This is a genomic window from Prevotella sp. (assembly GCF_036570325.1).
GTDB lineage: Bacteria > Bacteroidota > Bacteroidia > Bacteroidales > Bacteroidaceae > Prevotella.
Map to the genome: position 1 here is coordinate 15,634 of NZ_DATCYK010000055.1, position 24,259 is coordinate 39,892.

Sequence of the window (24,259 nt, forward strand, 5' to 3'; positions counted from 1 at the left end):
TTAATGAAAGGATGTGTAAAAATAATAGTAATGGCTCTCTCGGGAGCCATTGCTTTAAATACATACGCGCAACGCTCTGTCACAACATTCAATCACGGTTGGCAATTCTCTAAGGGAAGCCTATCAGATGTTAAGGAATGGCAACAAATTCGTGTACCCCATGACTGGGCTATTTATGGGCCTTTTAACCGCACACATGACCTGCAAGAAGTGGCCGTAGAACAAAATGGAGAAACCAAGAAGACATGGAAAACAGGCCGTACAGGAGGACTCCCATTCATAGGTAAAGGTATCTATCGAAGAACGATTGAAATATCTGATACGACTGATCGCGCTTTTACACTGTTATTCGATGGTGCCATGAGTAATGCTCATGTTAAAATCAATGGGAAGGAAATTGGTTTTTGGCCTTATGGCTATAATTCATTTGAAGTACCGCTTAACAATAGAAATCTCAAGATAGGTCAAAATGAACTTATAGTTGAGTTAGAAAACTTTGAAAGAGCTTCGCGTTGGTATCCCGGTGCCGGATTATATCGAAACATACACCTTATTGAAACAAGTAAAGTCCATGTTCCCCTATGGGGTACGTACGTAACCACTCCCATCGTTACTAAAGATTATGCCACCATTAATCTACGTACAAAGATAAGCGGTACACATCCGCTCCATGAGTTTCCATACGGTGAAAAGATAGACATTAAAACCACCATTTACAATCCCAAAGGGAAAGAAGTGGGGGCAAACCATTCTACTTACATCGCAAGAGGACAAGAATTTTCACAAAATTTCATTGTCAAAACTCCGCTATTATGGGATATTGACGCTCCTTTTCTATATACGGCAAAGACTATTCTCACAAAAAATGGCAAAGAAGTAGATTCATACATCACTCGGTTTGGAATCAGAAAGCTCGAGTATGTTCCTTCAAAAGGTTTCTTCCTTAACGGAAAACCGACTAAGTTCAAAGGCGTATGCAATCATCATGATTTAGGACCACTTGGCGCAGCAGTCAATCGTTCTGCCATACGTCATCAGCTCAACTTACTTAAGAACATGGGCGCAAACGCCATCCGCACGGCTCATAATATGCCGGCCCCGGAGCTGGTTGAGTTATGTGATGAAATGGGCATAATGCTTATGATTGAACCATTTGATGATTGGGGATTCCGACCGAAATCCCCCAATGGCTACGGAGCTTTATTCAAGGAATGGGCCGAACGTGATATTACCAATATGGTTAAGCGATTTCGTAATAATCCTTCGGTCGTGATGTGGTCCATAGGCAATGAAGTACCTTCGCAGTGGGGCGCTGTCGGGATGGAAGAACTCCTCATGCTTCAGGATCTCGTGCATAAACTTGACCCTACCCGACCTGTAACTTGTGGTATGGATCAGATAGGTTCGGTACTGGACAATGGCTTCGCCGCTACACTTGACATCCCGGGGTTCAATTACAAGCCGCAATTCTACAATGACATATACGCTAAGCTCCCCCAACAATTAGTGCTGGGCTCAGAAACAGCCTCCACGGTTTCCTCTCGGGGTGTATATCATTATCCGGTCACAATGCCCGATCAAAACTCTCGTTACACGGAATCTCATCCGGATAACCAGTCATCAAGTTATGATAATGAAACATGTTCATGGTCGAATACTCCGGATATTGATTTTGCTCGTGATGATGATAACGAATGGCTGCTCGGACAGTTTGTCTGGACAGGCTTTGATTACCTCGGCGAACCATCGCCATACGATACCAATGCTTGGCCAAGCCATAGCTCTCTCTTTGGAATCATAGATCTCGCATCTTTACCTAAAGATCGTTATTATCTTTACCGTTCTAAGTGGAACGATAAAGACACTACTCTTCATATTCTCCCACATTGGAATTGGCAAGGTCGTGAAGGGAAAATCACCCCCGTGATGGTTTACACCAATTTCCCTAAAGCTGAACTGTTTATCAATGGTAAAAGTCAGGGAATAAGAACGAAGAATGACTCAACATACCACAACCGTTATCGTCTGATGTGGATGGAAACAATCTATCAACCGGGCGAAGTTAAAGTGGTCGCTTACGATTCAAACGACAATATTGCTGCCGAAAAAACAATTCGGACGGCCGGTAAACCCCATCATATAGTTTTAACTCCGAACCGAAAGGAACTCAAAGCAAATGGAGATGACCTACTTTACGTGACAGTCCAAATAGCTGACAAGGATGGCAATATTGTACCTACCGACGCTCGTCTTGTAAAATTCAGCGTTAAGGGATGCGGCACTTTTGAAGCAACAGCAAACGGAGACCCTACTTGTCTTTTACCATTTCAAAATCCTGAAATGAAACTTTTCAGCGGAGCCGCTACCGCAATACTCCGTTCTAACATGACTCCCGGACAACTCACATTGACTGCTTCAGCCAAAGGCGTCAGAAAAGGATCTATCAAAGTACAAGTAAAATAAAACGCTTGAAGCACACTTCGGGAGATGTAAGTTTATCTCCAAATAGAAAAGCCACGCACGTCTACCTTCTCGGGCAGATGTACGTGGCTTTTGAACTTATCCTATGGCTAAACGTTTTACCTGAAAAAGATCTATGCTTGTCAGCGTTACATCCTCGCAAAAACTAAACACAATCTTTTACTTTAACATCAATCTTGGCTTTCTTTAAGCACTCTCTACCTTCAAAAGTATGGTGGAAAATTTTCCGAAAGTTCATTGCCAACTCCTGCCTCCGGGCCAACGCTATTGTAGAATACGTACTGTCCCAAAACAGAGCGCCATCGGCGCCTAACCCATTTGCATGGATATATAGACTATCGGCAGTCTTCCTGACCGGATATTTTCCACCATATACCATCGAACCGGACAGCCTCAACGTGTCGGAATCGAGCCAAACGAGATACCATTCGGTTATGTTCACCCTTTTACCCTCTGCGTTGACGGGATGTAAAACACTCAAAAAGCCACTCATATCTTCATATAAACTAAGCTCCAAAACAATGGAACTCGAATCTGAAAGTAGCTTCCGCCCGGTGTAGCAGAGGGACACCGTTCTCTCCTTCTGCCGAGAACACCTTACGATACACGCCCCGAACACCGTCAGGCAGGCTACAAAAGACAAAGCTATCACTTTACTCTTCATGCGAAAACTCTATACTATCAACAATATTATTTAGGTTTATTTTCATCTGAATAGAGAAATACAAAAACTCCGAAACGCCTATACTGCTATTTCGCCCCATCACTTCTCATCACTCAAAAGCCATGAAAAGGCGGCCGCCTAAGCCCATGTCGTTTCATGAATCAGTCTCTGTTTTCTCACAAATCATCAAAGCAAATATAGCAAAATACCCATCACAATCCTACCCATTAGCATAGTTTAACGGTAAAGCAAACAACCATACCACTACCCCCATGCCTACCACGGCGAAGCCACTTCCTGCCACTGCCAAGGTTAATGACCAGCTGCCATTTCACAACTGCCGCCAAACGGCTTTGCCAAAGCTGCCCTTTCACCCGCTCAAAGCAGCCTTTTGAGGCGGTCAAAGCTGCCCTTTCATCGGGTCAAAAGCCTACTTTGAGAAAGAGAGGAAAGACGAGTGGCAGATAGGATGAGGGAAGACGAGATGACAGAATGGGATGATAAAGAATGAAAATGGTAACTAAAACGCCACGCAACCCTATCTATTTACAAAATCACAACGCACTAAAACGCTACATAACCCTATCTATTTACAAAATCACAACGCACTAAAACGCTACATAAACCTATCTATTTACAAAATCACAACGCACTAAAACGCCACGCAAACCTACCCATTTACAAAGCCACAACGTACTAAAACGCCACGCAAACCCACCTATTTACAAAGCCACGACCCATAAAAAAGCCACGCGAACAGCCCATTCCATCGCCCCACCACGCACAAAGATAAAAAGGACAAGCCGCGATAAAGGGCAAAGAATTGGCTTTTTAGCGCACAAATCTGCCATTTCTTTAGATTTATACATAAAAAAGTAATAATTTTGCAATCGGTATTTGACTCGCTGATTTTCAGTCATACAAAACTTTATATTTTATCAATTTATTAATATTTACCACAGACATGCCAAGTCATTTCACAGACATGCCAAAGAAATTTCTTTACATGAGCCTTTTCACCGCACTCTTTACGGTGAGCAGCATGAGGGCGCAAGCGCCATTAATGTTCGACCCCTACGCCCGCGAACCGCTGCCCTTAGGCGCTCCAACGTGGATGAGGGCCATCGTGGACGACCCTTCGGGCGTGAACTTTCGCAAGATGGAGACGCTCTTTAACGAGTGGTTGGCCACCGACATTAACGCTCGTGTGAAGACACTCGATAAGAAACCCGCCGTCAACTTTTATCGCCGATGGATGAAGGCCTACCGTTCGTACGTGGGACCCGACGGCTTTATCCACCTGCCTACCATGCGAGAGCATATCGAAAAGCTCGAACGTCAGAACCGACGCACGGCCAACGAGCTGGTGACCCGTGCGGGAGACACGCGCCGATGGCGCAACATCGGCCCCAACACCACCACGGGCCGGGGCAACAAACCCAAGGACTCGCAGGCTTGCGTGTTCCGACTGACCGTGTCGCCACAGAACTCCAACATTCTATATTGCGGTACCGAGACGGGCGTTGTCTTCAAAACAAACGACAAAGGGGTAACATGGAAGCCCTGCAATGCCCTCCACAACTTCGGCGGACCTATCTACTCGCTGCAAGTGGACCCCAAAAACGCCGACATAGTGTACGCCGGTGGCGGCCAAAACTTATGGAAATCTATCGACGGAGGCAACACTTGGCAACTGCTCCACGGGCCCGTGGGACGGGTAAACAGCATTCGTATATCGCCCGAAAACACCAATCATATCAGCCTTTGCACGGGTATTATCAAGGGAACGGCCGGAGGTTTCTACACCTCTACCGACGGAGGACAAAGTTTCCACTTGCGTTTTGGCGGTATATGTCACGACCATGAGCTGCAACCCGGCAACCCCAAGCGCATTTACATGTTAGGAAAGCCGGCCAATGATTACGAGTTTTACATGTATGTTTCGGAGGATGAAGGCGTCAGTTTCCAAAAGAAAGAATTGCCGGTATCGAGCGTCGTGGCCGGCAGACTGGCCGTTAGCGAGGCTCCCAAGGGGCAAGATTACGTGTACGCCATCGTCAATGCCTCGTATTATGGCTCTGATGTGGGCCCCTATGGAGGCCAAGGCAAGCCTTACATTCTGCAGAGCAAAGACGCCGGAAACACATGGAAAGACCAAACAAAGCACGATAATTATGACACGACATTTACCCCGTTTGTGGACGAACCGCAAGGAGGACAGGGCTATTTCGACATGATCGTGGGTGCGTCGGCGCAAAATCCGGAGCATGTCATCTACGGTCTGTGCTCGTCGTATCGCTCTACCGAGGGTGGCAAAGGTTGGTACCGGAATACCGCTATCGGCGGTTATCAGAAGCAAGAAGGCATGCACCCCGACATGCAAGACATCGTTACATGTGGCAACGACACGTGGATTTCGACCGATGGAGGCATTAAATACTCCGATGATTTCTTCGCTTCGCCGGGCAAGGACCGCCATTTCGGTATCTATGCCAGCGACTATGTGGGCTTTGGTCAGGGCTGGAACCAAGACATTATGGCCGGTGGCCGATGGCACAACGGCAACGCCGTGATCACCAACAACTATGGCGAGGGCAACTCTTTGCACGTAAGCGGCGTCGAACAGTCAACGGGTTACGTCATGTTCAGTGAGCCTAACAAGGTGTACTTCTCCGACGGTGGCATGACGATTATCCCCAACAAGCTAAGTGGCGAGCCCACTTTCACCTACGACCAGTTCCGCGACAAGAAGCCCATAGAGTCCGTGCAGACCAGCAAGGAGCTGGGCTTTGATCCTCGTTATGCCAAGAGGCTCATCATGACTTCGACCGAAGATTTTTACAAACTGTTCATTTCAGAGGACGAGGGACTGTCGTTTCGCGAGGTATTGGACACCGATGGAGAGTTTATTTCGTCGTATGAGTTCTCACGTTCCAACCCCAATCACATCTATGTAGCTTGCTTCTTGAGCATTCGCCACTCCGTGGATAACGGTCAGAAGTGGGAATCTTTCAAGTCATTACCTTTTAAAGACATCAGCTCTTCGGGCGATATGATGACCATAGCCGTCGATCCCAAGGACGAAAATAAGCTGTGGTGCTCGATTCCTTACTACCCCGGCCACGTGGCATATACCACCGACTTCGGTGCCACATGGACCTATCCCGTGGCCGACGACCCCGATTTGAAGAACCGGAAAATCAATTGGATAGTGCTCACCGGCAACGAAGAAGACGGCGTTTACCTGACGACTTCCGACGAGTCGGCCATTTTCTACAAGGACAATAAGACCAACGGATGGGTCAACTACTCCGCAGGTTTCCCGCCGGGAGCACGCATCACCCGCTTGGCTCCTTTCTATAAGGAAGGCAAACTGCGCGCGGCTACCAACCAAGGTATATGGGAAATACCCTTGTATCGTGAGAAATTCGTGCCCGTAGCGCAGCCCATGGCCCTCAATATCGGCAATGCCGACATCAGCTCCACGCCCAACAAGGAGATACTTTTCGACAGTTACTCTATCGTAAACCACGAGGGCGCCAAATGGAAGTGGACCTTCTCGCCCCAACCTAAGCAGGTAAGGGGTGAGAACACGCGCACGCCGAGGGTCGTCTTTGGCAACAATGGCGCCTACGATGTTACCCTCACGGTCACTACTCCGCAAGGAAGTCACAGCCGAACCATCCGCGAAATGATTCGCATCAATACGCCTTCGGCCATCGAACAGCCCACCACGCCCGAGGTAGAGACCGGCATACGCTACGACGGAGACACGCCGGTGCTCATTCTCCAGACCGAGAAACTGAACGAGAAGAAAGTCTTTACCCTTCATGATATTAAGGGAGTATTGCTCTATCAGAAAGAGATTCCGGCCAATGAGCACACGACCGAGATTTCACTTAAGCAGTGGGGACAAGGCATTTACATCTATCGTATCAATACGAAGCACAATAAATACTTCGGAAAATTCCTGAAAAAATAAATCAGGCGAGCCTCTTTCATCATGTTAATTTAAAAGTATATATATGCCATACATTATTAATAAAATCAAGACAGCATGCCTCTCTTTCAGCCTCTTGCTGTTAGGAGGTCAGGCCGTTGCCCAAGACGTCGACGCCACCCAATACCATCCATACGCCCCGGTAGGTATTCCTAATGGTGCACCAAAGTGGATGGAGCGCCTGACCGATGTGGAAAACGTAAACTATCATGCGATGGTCGACTCCTTTGAGGCCTTCAAGCACGACCATCCGGAAATGCGTCGAAAGACTCCCATGACCAAAGCTGTCATCAATTACTTCAAGAGGTGGCAGAAAACTTACCGCCCTTACGTCACCCCAAGTGGCAAGATTGCCATGCCGGCGTTCAAGGACTATCGGAAGTTCGTGGAAGACATGAACGCCCAAGGGCAACAACAGAAGCTCACACGAGCCGCAAGTGGCTCCAAGTGGGAGGTGCTCTCGCCCCTCATGACCTACCATCCAAAAACGAAGGAGCCCTATAACGGGCAAGCCAACATACAGCGGTTTGACGTTTATAAGAAGGATCCCAACATCCTCTATGCTGGAGCAGAGACGGGAATGATATTCAAAACCACTGACAAAGGCCTGAATTGGACCTCATGTACGCCTGACTTCTTCTTTGGCGGCGACCTTAAAACGGTGGAAATATCCTACACCGATCCCAATAAAGTGGTCATCGGAGCAGGTTCTTTCCTATGGCTTACCACCGACGGAGGTAACAAATGGAAAGACATCACGCCCAAGCAATTGCGCAATGTCAATGCGATGATACGCGATGCAGTGTTTCATCCCACCGACGACAAGCGCATGATTGTTGGCAACGACAAGGGTTTGTATCAGAGTACGGACAACGGTGAGACTTGGACGCAGCTTTTGTCGGGCATGTGTTTCGACATAAAATACAAGCACGACGCCCCAAATGTCATCTACACTTTGATTAGACAGGGGAGATATGTTGAATTCATGGTGAGCAACGATGGAGGACAAAACTTCCAAAAACAGACACCGGCAGGCTACCAATTGGCTTCTGGACGTATAGGTCTGTCGTCAGCTCCTACAGGACGTGAGTATATCTACATCATTGCCTGTAGGTTCGACAATTATTCGGATGCGTTTCAGGCCCCCTATTATTTTGGTACTCCAATACTGTTCAAAAGTACCGACGGTGGTCAGAACTGGGAACACAACGATAACCTCAAGGATGGAATGGCTTCTTACGAAATGGCTCGCGGACAAGGTTACTACGACATGATGATTTCAGCCTCATCGAAGAATCCCGAGCAGGTATTGTTTGGAATGATCGATTTCTACCGCTCAGACGATGGCGGCAAGACAATTATGCACAAGGGCGGCTACTCGGGGCAGTTCAACATCCACTTCGACATGCAGGACGTTCACATCGTGGACGATGACGCGTGGGTTTCGTCGGACGGCGGATTAGTCTATTCGTCCGACTTTTTCACCAAACATTACGATGCACGTATCAACGGTATCTACGCCTCCGAGTTCCTTGGGTTCGATCAGGGTTGGAATGAGGACGTCATCGTGGGCGGCCGCTATCACAATGGCGACATGGCTCAGATGGACAAGTACAATGGTGCTGCCATCCATTTGGGCGGCGGCGAGCAATATACTGGTTATGTGCTACTGAGCGACCCACACCGTGTGGCTTTCTCCGACGCTAATCCCAAGAACGTTATTTTGCCCGACGATTGGCATAAACCGTTCGAGTCTTTCCCTGATTTCTTGCGCTATCCCTATGAATCTTCTCTTTACGGCATGGGTATGGAGTTCGATCCGCGCTATGCCAAGAGTTTTCTTATCTTCCAAGGACACGGTGATGAAAGACGGGTGTTATGGAAGACCGTGGACGATGGTCAGAGTTTCGTAGAATTATACACTTTCCCCAGCCGCATAAACTCACACGTTATCTCGCGCTCCAATCCCGATAAAATAGTGGTTAGCACGCTTGACAATTTCTACCAATCGCTTGACGGCGGTAAAACATTCCAGCCTTTCGCCACCATTCCCGATGGCGTGCGCAACAGCATGCAACTGATTACAGCCATTCATCCCCGCAACGAGGATGAGATATGGATTTCGGCGCTCGACAACCCGGCATGTATCTACCGTACCCTCAACAATGGCAAGACATGGGAGTTGATGGACAAGGGACTGGAACTTCCTTCTTCCAGTGGTCTTTATAATGCTCCGGGGGAGAAAGTAGCTATCCATCGCTTCTTCCTCACTGGCAATGAGAAGGACGCAGTGTATGCCATCGGCTATGTGATCCGTCCCGCAGGCAAGCCTGATACCTACATCTCTCGTGGCCGCGTGTTCTATCGTGATAACACCACCGATGGCTGGCAAGACTATTCGGAGGGGCTTCCTCAGGTAATTAATCTCGTGCGTATGCTTCCTTTCTATAAGAAAGGTAAGATTAGAATTGCTACCAACAATGGCGTATGGCAGAGAGACCTCGTAGATCCGGAGTTCAAACCTATAGCCCAACCCTTAATCTTGAATGCGGGAACTCCCGACAACAAAGGCAGTGTAGATTTGTATTTCGACAGCTACTCTATCGTGAATCAAAAGGACGCTAAATGGAATTGGAAGTTTAATCCACAGCCTTTGAAAGTATCCGATCCGACAGCCCGCAACCCCATCGTGCGCATCGAAGCCGACCAAAGCTACGACGTGACGCTTACAGTCACCACTCCGGAGGGCTCAGACACCAAGACCATCAAGAAGATGATAGTCGGAAAGAAAGACGTTCCCACCAGTATCGCGGGGCAGGAAGTGCTCAAGCGCGACATTCTTCTCGCAGGAAATGCCTATACGAAGGGCGAACCCATTACGCTGGAGCCCCAAAACATCAACGCAGCTTGCAAATGGCAACTGTTCAACGCACAAGGAGCGCAGGTCGGCACGCAGACTATCGCCGCCACGGGAACGACCCACATCGCCACCGACCGACTCGCATCAGGCATTTATTTTTATTTAATAACAAGTAAATCATTTAGAAAAACAGGTAAATTAATCATCAAATGAAACGTATTCAAGTAGTATCTTTCGCGTTGTTGGCAGTCACCTCAGTGGCTGCTAATAACGTAGGTAGAATGGACACCACGACCTTCAAACTCAACGAAGTGGTGGTATCAGCCAGCAAGTGGAAACAAAACATGCGCGAACAGCCCAAGCGTATCAGTACCATCAAGCCTGAACAATTCCTCTTTGAGAATCCTCAAACAGCGGCAGACCTCCTCGAACTATCCGGACAAGTGTACATACAAAAGAGCCAATTGGGCGGAGGCAGCCCCATGATACGCGGCTTTTCCACCAACAGACTGCTCTACTCGGTTGACGGTATTCGCATGAACACCGCCATATTCAGGTCGGGCAACCTGCAAAATGTCATATCCTTAGACCCCTTTGCCATGGAAAGCACGGAGGTATTGTTCGGTCCCGGCTCGGTCATTTACGGCAGCGACGCCATGGGAGGCGTAATGAGCTTCACCACGAAGAACCCCGTTTTCTCCTTAAGAGCGGGCAAAGTAAAAGTACAAGGCAGCGCCACAGCCCGCTACTCGTCGGCCAATAACGAGCGCACGGGCCACTTCGACGTGAGCGTGGGTGGCCGTAAATGGGCCTTCCTCACCAGCTTCAGCTCATTCACCTTCGACGATTTAAAACAAGGCTCGCATGGTCCCATCGACTACCTGAAGCCCTTCTTGGTACAAAGACATAACAACAAGGAAGACATAGCCATCACCAATCCCAATCCATTGGTGCAGTCTCCATCGGGCTACTCGCAGATAAACCTCATGCAAAAGATAGGTTTCAGACCATCAAAGAACTGGGATTTGCAATATGCCTTGCACTATTCGGAGACCTCGGACTACGCTCGCTACGACCGACACACCCGCATCAAGAAAGGCTTACCTCAATATGGAGAGTGGAATTACGGCCCACAAGTGTGGATGCTCAACCAGTTTACCGCCCAACACATGGGCCAACAAACGTTCTATGACCGCATGGCGGTGCGCTTGGCGATACAGCGTTTCGAGGAAAGTCGTATCGACCGACGATTTAACAAGCCCACCCGAAGCACCACGAAGGAGATAGTCGACGCTTACTCGGCAGGCATAGACTTCACCAAGAACATAGCCCGCCACACGCTCTACTACGGCCTTGAATACGTGTACGACGACGTTCGCTCAAATGGTTCGGAGACCGACATCACCTCGAACGAAACCAAGAAGGGCCTCGCCCGCTATCCCCAATCCCATTGGGCGTCGTATGCGGCCTACGTGCAAGCCTTGTTCAGACTGACACCACGCCTCAACTTGGAAGCCGGATTGCGCTATAACTACTATGACCTTACGGCCGATTTCAGCAACAACAACTTGGAATTGGGATTCGCTCCCAAGCAAACGAACCGCAAAGGGGCCCTATCGGGCAGCGTAGGACTTACCTACCAACCCGCTGCCGACTGGCTGTTGTCGCTCAATGCGGGCCGTGGTTTCCGCACACCCAACGTGGATGACATGGGCAAACTCTTCGATTCGGTAGAAGGATCGGTGGTCGTTCCCAACCCCGGACTGAAGCCCGAATACGCCCACAACGTGGAAATGGGTATCGTGAAAACCTTTGGTTCTTTCCTCAAGCTCGACCTCTCGGCTTATTACACCCACCTCAGCAACGCCATGGTACGCCGCGATTTCACCGTGAACGGCAAGGACCACATGCCCTATAAGGGCGAGGAGGCCAAGATACTGGCCATACAGAACGCCGCATCGGCTTATGTGGCAGGCTTCCAACTGGGCTGTTACGCCACGCTGCCGATGGGTTTTGGCTACAACATGCAGCTCAACCTGCAACACGGAAAGGAAGAACTTGACAACGGCGACAAGAGTACCATCCGCCATGCGGCCCCCTTCTTCGGCCGCGCGGCCCTCACCTATCGCCACGACAAGCTCACCATGGAACTCTACACGCAGTTCCAAGCCAAGCGGAGTTATGAGGACATGCCCGATTCGGAGAAGTCAAAGACCGAGCTATATGCCCTCGACGGCGACGGACATGTGTACGCCCCGGCTTGGTTTACGCTCAATCTGAAGGCGCAATACAAGCAAGGAAAGCACTTCCTTTTCAACGCCGGACTCGAGAACATAGCCGACAAACGCTATCGCCACTACAGTTCGGGCATATCGGCGGCCGGCCGCAACTTCATCGTTTCGACCACATACGTCTTCTGATACCCACCGCATACAAGGTAAACATTTACCTCCCAACATAAAATAACCGCCATATCCATCGCATAGGACATGGCGGTTATTTCGCTTCATACTATTTCTTATCTTCACTAACGGCTGCTTGGCTGTTTATGGAGCCACTTTTCTTTCAGCCATTCACGCACGGGCAAGTCGTAAAGTTTCAAGCCGGCATAGGCCAAACCGATAGCCACCACGAAGAAACACACGCCCATGAAGACGTGCATCGACAAAGGAGCGTCCTGATGATTAGCTGCCCAAGCCATCTGCATATATATCAACGGATAGTGCGTAATGTACAAAGGATAAGAGATATGGCCCAAGAACTTGCACACCTCGGCCGACTTTCCACTCACCTCACTGCCCGCTCCCATCGTCACAATCAGCGGGAACAACAGCAAGATACATACGGCGTTATACACGCCATCGGCCCAACGATGGGCCTCACCGCCCACATGGGGCGCCACCAAGAGCAGCGCCGTCAGGGCCGAACACCACCAAAAGCCACCCCGCAGGCGCACCGTCTTGCCCATACGCGACAGCAGCAAGCCCATGAAGAAAGGATAAAGAAGCCGCGTGGCGCCAATAAGGAGCTGGTCGGGGGCCAACGACCATCCGCCGATAACGGTGTAGGCGGTCGACGATTGCGGGTTGAGCGTGCCCGTGAGGTTGAGGTTCAACGCCAAATTCAGCGTCAACAGCGCCGAGAAAGCTACCATCACGGCTAGCAATGTCTTTGAAAAACGACGGATAAAGAGCACATACAACAAGTTAGCCACGTACTCCCACATCAACGACCATGCCGGTCCGTTGAGCGGATAGGTCTCCTGCCAGCCACGAATATCCATCCCCGGCGACGCCGGAATCATCGTGAAACCCAGCAACATCATCAGTACCACCTGCCACCAAGGCGTCTGTCCTATCATCGGAAACGACGAACTATCGCCCAAATAAAACAGCAACGCCCCCACAATGCTACCCATGATGACCATGGGATGGAGCCTGATGAGTCGGCGTTTAAAGAAACTTCCCACCGTCATGCGGTCCCATCGGTCGTCATAAGCATAGCCGATGACAAATCCCGACAGCAAAAAGAAGAAGTCAACCGCCAAATACCCGTGGTTCAGAATCTGAAACATCGGGCCCTCGGAATAGGTTTCAAACAAGTGGAAGGCCACGACTATCATCGCCGCCACCCCACGCAAACCGTCCAATATCTCGTATCGAGGCTTGGAAGGAAGATAAAGTTGTGTGCTCATATTTAAATAAAAACGTTTATTTTTGGTCTCCCATAATACTCTTTACCAGCAGATAAACTCTCGTCCCGATAGTTTGCGGCCACCTGTCAGCAGGCTTCACATCCAATCGCTCCGCACGCTCAACAGCCTTATTCACATGGGGTAATAATCTACTTGTGTCATAATCGGACTCATGATAGCTCCCCATCAACGTCTTCAAACGGTTCTTTGACCAAGTATCACTACGCTTTGTCGTTTTTTTGTTAGCAGCCAATAAACACAATTGGTCATTAGAATACCCGGCTATATCTTCCAAATGGAGCAGGAGCCACAGCTCAAAACAAGGATTGCTCACGCAAAAGAACAGATGATTGCCTTGCGCGCAATGTTGTGCCACAGCCGCAAGCATTTGCTCGGGCCAACGATCTCGGTCAATAACTATCCACAACTGATCGTCATCTTCCAGCTCATACACGTTTTGAAAGTTAAGAATCTGCCGAAGAACATTATCGGGATTAGACTCATTTGTATCACGACGTAGCACTTCAACATGTACATCCGACGCACACATCGCGGTCTTCATCGCCTCAAAATAAATGTTCTCGGTATATCGACCTTCGGCGGCAATGACAATAAGGCGGGCAGGCCTGACGCCTTCCAAGCGCTCAAAACTCTTTCGTTGCCTCATAACCACATCACCATTTTAGGTTTTCCAACGAGGCAAAGAACGGTATAGCCCCATAGCGGCCTTGCAAATACCCCTTACGCACGTCTTGACGAGGCTTATATTCAGCCAAAGAAGTAAAGCGAGAAGCTCCGTCAACACCTTTCTCTACAAACCAAACCTCATCCGCACGTATCAGTTCCAAGTTAAGAAGATTAGACTCGTGGGTCGTAAAAATCAACTGCGTGTCACGTCCAACCTCCAAAGTCTTGAAGTAATATTCCAATAATTTCTGCGAGAGCATGGGGTGCATACTCCTATCTATCTCATCTATCAGATAGACAGCGTCGTTTAATCGTAAATCAATCAGCATGGGGATAAAGTCCAACAGACGGATAGAGCCATCTGACTCCTCGTCCATTTCAAAAGGAACTTCCTCATGATTGCTCATCCTATGGATGGTACTCTGCTTATAAATACTGGTAATACCCTCGCTGTTGGTCTCAAAGTAATAAATAGCAGAGTCTGAAGAAGAGGCTATCATCATGATATTTCCCGGCTCAGCTTTCGATAAGATGTCGCTTACCATATCACGCGGAAGGTCTAATTCCTCCTTAGTTGTCTTTATTCTGCGTACATCCACGATTCCCGTATTAAAATATTCAAGCAATGACTTCGTTGCTTTCGCAAAATCCTTATCTTTCTCTGCTCGGATAGAAATACCCTTAAACCTCGAAGATGGGAACAAAATCTTGAGACCATCATCCATCCACTGACGTACTTTTGCCACCGATGGCAAACCTTCTCCGTTACGTTTTACGTATTCAGAAAGGAAACTATCGGTTATGGGAGTGCTCTGACTGATAAATTTTATCAGCTGGCGAGTCTCGTCATCACCGACTATCGTTCCAAAAGTAAACTCATTTTTACCATCTACTACTCTACGGGTGAATATCTCATGGTCGGTCCGACTGTTTATCTCGTACAACCATTCACCCACAATTCCTCGAATCGTGAAGTCGACACCATAGGCATAATAGGCTGTACCTATCTTAAATTCAAGCTCTATCTTTGACGGTCGATTGTTGGGTTCCGTTAGTTTAAAAGGCTCAACATGTTTCTTCGGCACACTGCCCAAAGCTATCTTACGCAGTACGGACACCGCTTTTATAATGTTACTCTTACCGGAAGCATTGGCGCCATAGATGATTCCCGCTTTTAAAACCGATATGTCATCGCGTTTTTCAGCACGACTGACCTGCTCACTATGCGAAGAACTCTTACCGGCAACAAACGAAATATCCGTCTCTTCATTGAAAGAATACAGATTACCAATCGTAACTCTTAGGATCATAGAATGTCAAATAATAATATTATTAACTGCAAATTTAGCATTATTTTCCACCTTTATCATAGTTACACGTCAAATAATAACAAATTTAACACACATTTATACATTATAGATACAAACAAGCAAAAGTGTTATCATGCACCTATTATTCACAGTGAATTATCTTTACAAATTATCGTTCATAAATACCAAACTGTTCAAAGGCTTATTTCCACCTGCTCAAAGGCCTCCTTTGGGGCGATGAAAGGGCTGCTTTGACACGGTAAAAAGGCTGCTTTGAGCGGACCAAAGCATAGCTTTGACAAAATAAGGGAACCATGCTCTGCGCATCGGCTCTGCTGTTTATGGGTATGTTTCATAGCTATTTGTTGATAATTTTACTATAACAGTCTTTCTCTTTTTATTTGGTCAACGACCTTCATGACATTTGCCGGCGGTCGCTGGTTCAAATATTCCTTTTTCATAAAGTCCATATAAGGCGCCACATGCTTGTAAAACATCTTATAACCCTCGCATAGATAATTGAGGCCGGGATTGCCATAGCAGTCGCGAACAAATCTGTTCTTGGGACATTCACCGTGACATGCGAACTCCCATTCGCACTCCTTACACTGTCTGGGCAAAGAAGCGTGCTTCAATAAGCTGAACTTTTGCTGCTGTTCTCCATAGAGCATTTCTATCAAACTCTTCTCTTTGACATTACCCAACCGGTATTCAGGGAACACAAAATGGTCGCAGGAATAGACATCGCCATTAAATTCCATCACGCCGGCGTGGCCACATTCCTTGGCGAAAATACAGATTCCGGGCGTCTCACCGACCCAATTGGCAAGCGTACAATCGAAGATTTCAACATAGGTTTTGCCCACATCCTGCTTCACCCACTCATCAAAGATGGCGCAAAGGAAGTTTCCCCACTGCTTGGGAGTAACCGAAAAATCGGCCAAAGGCGCGTCTTCCGGGTCTTGCAACGAGGCAAGATGACGACCGTCAGCATGGTTTACAATCCTTTCAACGATAGGCGCGAACTGAATATAGTGGCACCCTATCTCCTTAAAGAAGTTGTAGAACTCCAATGGATAGTCAGCATTGTAGTCGTTAACAACGGCCATGGCATTCCACTGAACCCCATACTTATTGAGTTTCTCAATGCCTTTCATCACCTTTTTCCACGACGGCGCATTGTTGATTCCACGACGATACTCGTCATGAAAGTCCTCCGGACCATCGATAGAAACACCTACCAACCAGTTATTCTCCTTCAAAAACTCGCACCACTCGTCGGTGATCATCGTGCCATTGGTTTGAATGGTATTGCTGATTCGTCGTCCGAAACCGTATTTCTTTTGATATTCCACCGCTTTCTTGAAGAACGACAGCGGCCTCATCATGGTTTCGCCACCGTGCCACGTAAAGAGAACCTCGTTCATAGACTGGGCTTCGATATACTCTTTCGTGAAGCTCTCGAGGAGGCTCTCGGTAAGTGTACGGGTGGGAGAATGCTTATACAGGCTGGCCTTTTCCAAATAATAACAGTACTTACACCTAAGGTTGCACGAAGCGCCCACGGGCTTTAGCATTACATAGAGGGGCCTTGCAAAAGGAGAAATTGTATTCATTTTATGCTTGTTTATTTAAAATTCGTATACCCGGAGCTTATTACGGTAGGTTCTCAAGGCCTTCATCAGTCCTTTGGTAACCTTTTCCGTACCCGGTTTTCCATATATATTTTCAACTCATTCGGATCGACCTGAAGGTCGTAAAGCTCATAATAACTTACTTCCTTGTCATCTTGCAGGTAGTTGGCGTTCTTCAAATAATTGAACACACGGTGCTCACGAGTACCCGGAGTCAACTGATAGCGGCGTGTTCATTGACTCCTCGTACATGAAACGCTTATCGAACCATCCGTGTTCGCCCATATAGAAGCCCTGATCCAACGTGTAAACAAGATGTGTTTTCCTATCACTTACGCCATGATTCCTTACTTTGAGCGCTTTCTGAACTCCTTGGGCGACAGCCCCCTCATGCGGGTAAAAAACTTCGTGAAGCCCGACGGAGCCGCGAAGGACAGCCTATCGGATATTTGCTCAATGCTAAGTTCCGACTGCTGAAGCAGGAAAACAGCCTCCATAAGGAGCATTTGGTTGATATGGTCTACCACCGTGCGGCCCGTCACCAGCCTGACCACACGCGATAGGTAGGTAGGCGTGATGTTCAGGTTAGAGGCGTAGAAGGCTATATCATGGTGGCTTGCGAAGTGATGAGGGAGCAACCGCATGAAGGCGATAAAGATTTCTTCCACCCGCTCGGGCAGCCGTTCATGCGACATGACATGGCCCTGCGCGTTCATCACATCGAGCAAAAAGAGCGAGTAAAGATGGCGCAGCGTCTCCTGCTTAAACAGATGGTCGGCGTGAATATAGCGAATAATGACCCGCATAAGCTCGGCCAGATAGGCCGCGTCGTCGGCCTTCAGGGCAAACACCGGCTCGCTTCGGCCCACCGCGGGCATGTAAGCCGTACGCACAAGGGTGCGCATGGCCGGTGTGTCAATGGTGTAATCCTCGTCGGCCAGTAGGCAAAGCGCATGGTAATCTTCCGACGCCGAGAGGATATGGCTGGTAAATCCGGGCGTGTAAACGAAGAAATCGTTGGCCGTAAGGAGCAGTTCCCGCCCGTCATAAATCAGCGAGAGCCATCCCCGCTCCACCAATGTGAGCACGTTGCAGGCACACCGCCCCATGATTCTATTGCCCTCAAAGGTGTTGTCAAAGGTCATTTCCTGACAGTAAAGGCCCGGTTCCATTCCGTCAGCCATGTCAACTCCCATGACAACGGGTAAGAGATCGGTCAATTTATACATATATATAATAGGTAGATTTACGTGCTGCAAATATATAAAAAATAATTTGTTTCGTCTCGGATAAGTTTTGGTTTGTTGCGGATTTGCCCCTAACTACCTTTTATATGTACCTTTGCAACAGAAAAATAAAACAAAAGTATAAACATTAAAAACGTAAAAATTATGGATAAGAAAAAATCAATCGAAGCATTGCAGTTCTTTGTAACAGGTTTGACAGAAGGCGCGTTCGTGCACAAGGTACAAGGTCACATCTTCAAGTCGCAGGGCTTTACCAAGCTGGGCGATAAGTATCTCGGCCACTACACGGAGGAAATGGGCTGGGTAGAGAAGTTTATCGAGCGCATCATCGACCTCGGCGGTGAGGTGAAAGTAGAAGCCATGGAGGCCCGCGAGCTGGTCAACGACCCGGTAGACTACATCAAGGAAGACCTGACCATACAAGAAGCCGGCGTGGAATTGCTTTACAAATGCGTGGCCACTCTCAACGAAGATCCTACCACATACGACATCATGAAGGGTTATCTTGCCGACGAAGAGGAAGACCTTTACTGGAGTCAGGAACAATTGGAGCTCATTGAGAAGATTGGCAAACAGAACTGGTTGAACAATCAACTTTAAGCGATATGGAAGCTATACAAAAGGTTTACGATTTCTTGGAAAGCGCCAAGACGTTCTATCTGGCCACCGTTGAGGGCGATCAACCACGTGTACGCCCCTATGGAGCCATGCTCTTCTTCGAGGGAAAAATCTACATCATGGCCTTCGGGGAGACCAATGCCACCCATCAGATAGCCACCAATGCCAAGGCAGAGATATGCGCTTTCAAGGGCCAAACGCTCCGCATAGCCTGCCAACTCGTTGAGGACAACCGTCCCGAGGTAGGCAAGGCGCTGATTGAGAAAATGCCCGTGCTGAAGCCCATGCTCGGCGAGAATGGCGAAAAGGGTGTCATGTACTACCTCAAGGACGCCACTGCCACCTTCTTCAAGATGATGGAGGAAGTGGAAACCATCAAGTTCTAATCGATACACAAAAGCTATATTAGATGGAAATTAAAGCTATCCGCATGTTTGACGGCGGCTTCATGACGCAGGCGTTTGCCTTTGGCGGTGAAGAGGGCAAGGAAGTTTTCGATGACCAAATCATCTATCGCAGCTCGCTGCAAAACTTCCTTATCGACACCGGAAGCGAGGTTATCCTCGTCGATACCGGCTTTCAGGACGACTTCTCGGCCCCGGCCAAAAAGTATGGAGCGCCGCTCTATATGGGCGAAAAGGTGCAGGACTACATGGCCGGACTGGCCGCTTTGGGCTACAAACCCGAGCAGGTTACCCGCGTTCTCCTGACCCATAAGCACCCCGACCATGCGGCCGCGCTGGGCTATTTTCCCAATGCCAAGATTTATATAGGCCGTGCTGACGCCGAAGCCATGAAGCTCGAGGGCGACAACATCATCTGTCCCGACTATTCGGACGGACCCTATTACAATTTTCTCGAGACGCAGGAAATAGTCCCGGGCGTGCGTTTCATCAAGGCGCCGGGCCACACCAACGGCAACAGTATCGTCATAGCGGAGGACGAGGGCTTGTTCTATCTCTTCCATGGTGACGTTACTTACTGCGACGCGGCACTGAAAGCCAACAAGCTAAGCATAGTTTTTGAGGATCTGAAAGCAGCGAGGCAGACGCTCGACCGTGTGCGTGAGTTCGTGAAAAAGCAACCAACGGTCTATCTATCGACCCACTGTCCCGAGGGATATGAGAACTTGGAGATGAAGCGAATCATGAAACTATAAGCATGGCTTGTGCCCCGTCACGACAAGAAAGTTAAAGGCCAAGATGGCCTTTCCATAGGAGGACAACGGCATGAAACGTAAAAAGTCCCGGCAACCGATAGGCTGTCGGGACTTTATTGTTTTTATTTAAACCGAGAGATTAGAAGCGAACGCTGGCACCAACGTACCATGTAGCGCCGAATACGGGGGCATACATGAAGGCCGCATCATCGGTATGCTTCTCATCTTGTATGTAACTAAAGATGTTCTTTCCACCTGCGTAGAGGGTAAACATTTGACCCAACTTCTTGGCAACACGGCAGTTGAAGAGCATGAAGGTATCGGTCTTCTTTATCTTAGAGTCCTGCATGCCGCCCTCGGCCATGTAGTCGATGTACATTTTGCCCTGCAATGAGCTGGTCAGGGTGAAGGTCCAAGTGCCGGGAGTGTAATCAAGCGTGAAGTCACCGGTCATCTGTGGGAAGCGCGAAATCTGCTTGCTATCTTTCTCGAAGGCTTTGTATTCAGCCTCACGACCCTTTACGTTGGCCAAATTAGCCTTGGCCTTATTGACTGCCTCGGCGTCGTCGCCGGCCTCAACGATGGCGTCTTCAAGGTCGCTGATGATGTTGTCATACTTCCACTCGTCACGAACATCCTTGTACTTGCCTTGGTTGAAAGTCCAGTTAAGGTTGGCTGTAAGGTTGCGAACGATGTTAACCTTGGCGCCAAGCTCTATACCTTGCACGTAAGCATCGCCCTTGTTTTCCCATTGATAGGTGTAACCCAAGCCCCGAACCTTCTCATCGGCGTCGCCAAAGGCTATCTTGTTCTTCAGGTTTGTGCGGAAAATGTTGGCGCTCAATTGGTAGTTCTTGCCATAGTAGTCGGCCGACACGTTGAAGCTCAATGACTTCTCGGCTTTCAGGTCAGACGATTTCCAAACACGGGGAGAGCCTGAACAGAGGTGCAAATCCTCAGAGAAACCGTACGGAGCACGGAAACCTGTACCCACATTGGCACGGAGCACGAAGTTGGAAGAGGGAGAATATTTCACTGCCAAACGAGGATTGACGCTGGTCTCATTGAACTTTGTCTCGGGGAAATTGCCGTCAAAGACTTTCTTGCTCGATGTATATTCCTCGCCGGAGTTGTGGCTGTCGACACGCACACCGGGCACTACGCACAATTGGGGCGTAACATCCCACTCGTCCTGAAGGAAGAATCCCAACTCGTTGGCGTGCTTCTTACCGATAGAGGTGTAGGCTGTGCCATAATAAGGATCGGTCTCTTTACCAGTGATAGCGTACAGACCGGTCTCACGCAAGCGTGTGAAATAGCCCTGCGCGCCTATCAGCAGGTTATGATTTCCTAACTTTGTACCGAAGGTAAGCGAAGGAGTCACCGTGTTTTCCTTGGCCAAGTAGGGACGCATAGACTCTACGGCGGGGCTTTCATCGTTATGGGTTTCCTTGTAAGAACCCAAGTAAGTATCGTTGGTAGCCTCACGACGGTGGTTCACATAGGCCAAAGCGAAGTCGAGCTGTGACTTCTCGCCAATAGGCAAAGTATAGGTAAGCTCCGATGTGAGACGCTTGGTATTGATGTTCTCTGTGGTCTCCGTGAAGGGATTCATGTACTGGTCATCGGTCAGCACGCCACCACGACGCATTTCATCGGTGGCCTTACCACGGAGAATCAGCTTATCGTTCTTGGCAAAGGGGCTGAAGAAATAGAGGCCGAAACCGAGGTTGTTCACCTTGTTTTCCACACGGTCGGACACGCCGTCCTTATGTTTTACCTCCTTACGGGTGGTTCCGTCCATGGTCGCGTCAATGGCATCCATCTCCGTACGCTGCGCGAAGATGTTGAGACCGATACGGTCATTGCGCCACGAACCTGACGCGTTGTAATTCTTATAGCCGAAGTTACCAAATTGGAGGTCGGCCTTTATGCTGGGCTCAAAGCTGGGTTCCTTGGATATAAGGTTGATGGCACCGGCCACGGCGCTACTGCCATAGAGGGCCGAACCCGCACCCTTAACAATCTCAATGCGGTCGAGGTCGTTGGTATTCATCTGCTGCAAGCCGTAAACGCCGGCCAATCCCGAGTAGATAGGCTCACCATCGAGGAGCACCTGTGTATGTTCGGCACCTAAACCCTGCATGCGTACCATGGAGAAATTGCAGAACTGACACTGCTGCTCCACACGGATACCCGGGGTATTCTCCAATGCCTCGAACACGTTTTGGGCGTTCTTATTGACAATGGCCTGCGAAGTGAGCACCTCGGTACGGATAGGCACGTTCTTTACATAGTGCTGGGTACGTGTGCCGGTCACGACAACCTGATTCAAGGAGAGCTGATCATCATCCAGCTCGAAGTAGGCTTCCGTACCCTTACCGCGCTGCATCGTCACAACCAACTCTTGATCCTTATAGCCTACCATCGTAGCTACGACGGTGAGTTTGCCTACCGGCAGATTCACCAACTTAAAGTGTCCGGTGCCATCACACATGGTTTGACGTTTTGAACCCTTCACTTTAATTGTGGCATAAGGCAAGTGTTTTCCGGTTTCTTTGCTCTTCACATCCCCAAAGAGCATAGCGTCGGTATTCTGAGCACTCACTTGAAGCGCGCACAGAATGCCAATCATGAACAATAAAACTTTTTTCATTATGGAATTTTATTTACTAAACAAAAATTAGACGAGTGCAAAGTTAACACTCGTTAGCTTTTATTACAATACCTATTCGTAGGTATTCTTTTGCATAAAAAAGTGGTTTTTATGCCCTTACGTCCCCCTTTCCATGGTAAAAGGGCTCATCTTGGGTGGCGAAAGAGCTGCTTTTAATGAAAAAATAACATATCTTAATACCGTTGTTTTCTTTGAATGTAAATATTTTATTCCTATATTTGCAATATCTATTAACTAATAACCTGCTTCATTGAAATACATAGCCTTACCTGAAAAACGTGTACGCCGGCTATCTTTTTATTTAGCCATGGAGGAGTACGTGGCCCGTCACATCATGGAACCCGATTGTTTCTTTATGTGGCAGGTGGAGCCAAGTGTGATTTTCGGTCGCAACCAATTGATCGAAAACGAAGTGAATTTGGACTATTGCCGTGAGAACCTTATCCAAACGTTTCGCCGAAAAAGCGGTGGAGGATGCGTTTATGCCGATTGGAAAAACGTGATGTTCTCCTACATTACCGACGAAGATAACGTGAACTTTACGTTCAATCGCTATATAAATATGGTGGTACTGACGCTCATAAAGCTCGGTGTCGACGCAAGGGCCAGCGGCCGTAACGACGTGATGATAGGCGATCGCAAGGTAAGTGGGTCGGCTTTCTACCGCCTACCGGGGCGAAGCATTGTTCACAGCACCATGCTTTACGATACCGACATGCGCAACATGGTGGGCGCCATCACGCCGAGTAACGACAAACTCGTGAGCAAAGGCGTCAGCAGCGTGCGCCAACGAATAGCCTTACTCAAGGATTACGTTGACATATCGCTGGCCGATTTCATGGCTTTTGTGAAGGAAAACTTGTGCGACGGCGAGATAGTCCTGACCGAGAATGATATAAAAGGTATAGAGGAAATAGAGCAGGAATACCTCGCCCCCTCATTTATTTATGGTAAAAATCCCAGCTATACCGTCATCAGGAAGAAGCGCATAGACGGCGTGGGCGAGCTGGAGGTGAGGATGGAAGTAAAGAACAACTGCGTGAAAGACATCAACCTCATGGGCGATTACTTCCTGACAGGCGCCCTCGACGACCAATTGCTCCTACCACTTCACGGCGTTCAGCTTGAACGAGAAGCCCTCGAGGCCGCGTTACCCGACGACATCAGCACCATCATCATGAACCTGAAGAAAGACGATTTCATCGGTCTGTTGCTCGACGAAGCCTAA

At 48.6% G+C, this 24,259-nt stretch carries 16 protein-coding genes and 1 pseudogene; 8 read left to right on the plus strand and 9 right to left on the minus strand.

The window, feature by feature from the left end:
* The first annotated feature begins 3 nt into the window (after nt 1–3).
* Nucleotides 4–2,463, plus strand: a complete 2,460-nt coding sequence (locus VIR50_RS03860; protein WP_331933857.1) for a glycoside hydrolase family 2 TIM barrel-domain containing protein — start codon at nt 4–6, stop codon at nt 2,461–2,463.
* A 163-nt stretch (nt 2,464–2,626) separates the two neighbouring features.
* Here VIR50_RS03860 and VIR50_RS03865 read toward each other — a convergent pair whose 3' ends face one another.
* Both VIR50_RS03865 and VIR50_RS03870 read right to left on the minus strand, forming a co-directional pair.
* Nucleotides 2,627–3,145, minus strand: a complete 519-nt coding sequence (locus VIR50_RS03865) for a hypothetical protein (RefSeq protein WP_331933822.1) — start codon at nt 3,143–3,145, stop codon at nt 2,627–2,629.
* A 722-nt stretch (nt 3,146–3,867) separates the two neighbouring features.
* On the minus strand, nt 3,868–4,065 hold the full coding sequence (locus tag VIR50_RS03870; protein ID WP_331933823.1) for a hypothetical protein: 198 nt from the start codon (nt 4,063–4,065) through the stop codon (nt 3,868–3,870).
* A 65-nt stretch (nt 4,066–4,130) separates the two neighbouring features.
* Between VIR50_RS03870 and VIR50_RS03875 the strand changes: the two genes are divergently transcribed.
* The 3 genes from VIR50_RS03875 to VIR50_RS03885 are packed head-to-tail and all read left to right on the plus strand — an operon-like array spanning nt 4,131 to nt 12,425.
* Entirely contained in the window at nt 4,131–7,127 is a 2,997-nt protein-coding gene (locus tag VIR50_RS03875; protein WP_331933824.1) for a T9SS type A sorting domain-containing protein, read from the plus strand.
* A gap of 43 nt (nt 7,128–7,170) precedes the next feature.
* Nucleotides 7,171–10,218, plus strand: coding sequence for a VPS10 domain-containing protein (locus VIR50_RS03880; protein WP_331933825.1), 3,048 nt, complete (start codon nt 7,171–7,173; stop codon nt 10,216–10,218).
* On the plus strand, nt 10,215–12,425 hold the full coding sequence (locus VIR50_RS03885) for a TonB-dependent receptor plug domain-containing protein (RefSeq protein ID WP_331933826.1): 2,211 nt from the start codon (nt 10,215–10,217) through the stop codon (nt 12,423–12,425). Before VIR50_RS03880 ends, VIR50_RS03885 begins: the two co-directional genes overlap by 4 nt.
* 107 nt (nt 12,426–12,532) lie before the next feature.
* Here the strand turns inward: VIR50_RS03885 and VIR50_RS03890 are convergent, their stop codons facing one another.
* The 6 genes and pseudogenes from VIR50_RS03890 to VIR50_RS03915 all read right to left on the minus strand — a co-directional run bounded on the left by VIR50_RS03890 (nt 12,533) and on the right by VIR50_RS03915 (nt 18,559).
* Nucleotides 12,533–13,699: an acyltransferase family protein gene (locus tag VIR50_RS03890; RefSeq protein WP_331933827.1), complete on the minus strand. Its 1,167-nt coding sequence runs from the start codon at nt 13,697–13,699 to the stop codon at nt 12,533–12,535.
* Between the two features lie 16 nt (nt 13,700–13,715).
* Entirely contained in the window at nt 13,716–14,366 is a 651-nt protein-coding gene (locus VIR50_RS03895) for an RloB family protein (RefSeq protein WP_331933828.1), read from the minus strand.
* A 7-nt stretch (nt 14,367–14,373) separates the two neighbouring features.
* On the minus strand, nt 14,374–15,696 hold the full coding sequence (locus tag VIR50_RS03900) for an AAA family ATPase (RefSeq protein ID WP_331933829.1): 1,323 nt from the start codon (nt 15,694–15,696) through the stop codon (nt 14,374–14,376).
* A gap of 377 nt (nt 15,697–16,073) precedes the next feature.
* Complete coding sequence (locus tag VIR50_RS03905; RefSeq protein WP_331933830.1) at nt 16,074–17,312, minus strand: anaerobic sulfatase-maturation protein; 1,239 nt, start codon at nt 17,310–17,312, stop codon at nt 16,074–16,076.
* A 15-nt stretch (nt 17,313–17,327) separates the two neighbouring features.
* Nucleotides 17,328–17,651: pseudogene (locus VIR50_RS03910) on the minus strand (sulfatase/phosphatase domain-containing protein); the annotation flags it as partial.
* A 26-nt stretch (nt 17,652–17,677) separates the two neighbouring features.
* The gene (locus VIR50_RS03915; protein ID WP_331933831.1) at nt 17,678–18,559 is read right to left on the minus strand and encodes an AraC family transcriptional regulator; all 882 of its coding nucleotides are present in this window, start codon (nt 18,557–18,559) and stop codon (nt 17,678–17,680) included.
* A gap of 162 nt (nt 18,560–18,721) precedes the next feature.
* Here VIR50_RS03915 and VIR50_RS03920 point away from each other — a divergent pair, with 162 nt between their 5' ends.
* From VIR50_RS03920 to VIR50_RS03930, 3 genes are read left to right on the plus strand one after another with little or no spacing between them, the layout of a single operon-like run.
* Nucleotides 18,722–19,177 (plus strand): ferritin-like domain-containing protein, encoded by a 456-nt coding sequence (locus VIR50_RS03920; RefSeq protein ID WP_331933832.1) that lies wholly within the window; start codon nt 18,722–18,724, stop codon nt 19,175–19,177.
* A gap of 5 nt (nt 19,178–19,182) precedes the next feature.
* A complete protein-coding gene (locus VIR50_RS03925) occupies nt 19,183–19,581 on the plus strand; it encodes a pyridoxamine 5'-phosphate oxidase family protein (protein WP_331933833.1) in 399 nt (132 codons plus the stop codon).
* Between the two features lie 23 nt (nt 19,582–19,604).
* On the plus strand, nt 19,605–20,354 hold the full coding sequence (locus VIR50_RS03930) for an MBL fold metallo-hydrolase (protein WP_331933834.1): 750 nt from the start codon (nt 19,605–19,607) through the stop codon (nt 20,352–20,354).
* Between the two features lie 139 nt (nt 20,355–20,493).
* Here VIR50_RS03930 and VIR50_RS03935 read toward each other — a convergent pair whose 3' ends face one another.
* Nucleotides 20,494–23,010 (minus strand): TonB-dependent receptor, encoded by a 2,517-nt coding sequence (locus VIR50_RS03935; protein ID WP_331933835.1) that lies wholly within the window; start codon nt 23,008–23,010, stop codon nt 20,494–20,496.
* A gap of 271 nt (nt 23,011–23,281) precedes the next feature.
* On the opposite strand from VIR50_RS03935, the gene VIR50_RS03940 reads away from it, so the two are divergent.
* Nucleotides 23,282–24,259 carry a lipoate--protein ligase gene (locus VIR50_RS03940; RefSeq protein WP_331933836.1) on the plus strand — a complete coding sequence of 326 codons (978 nt, stop codon included), beginning with the start codon at nt 23,282–23,284 and terminating at the stop codon, nt 24,257–24,259.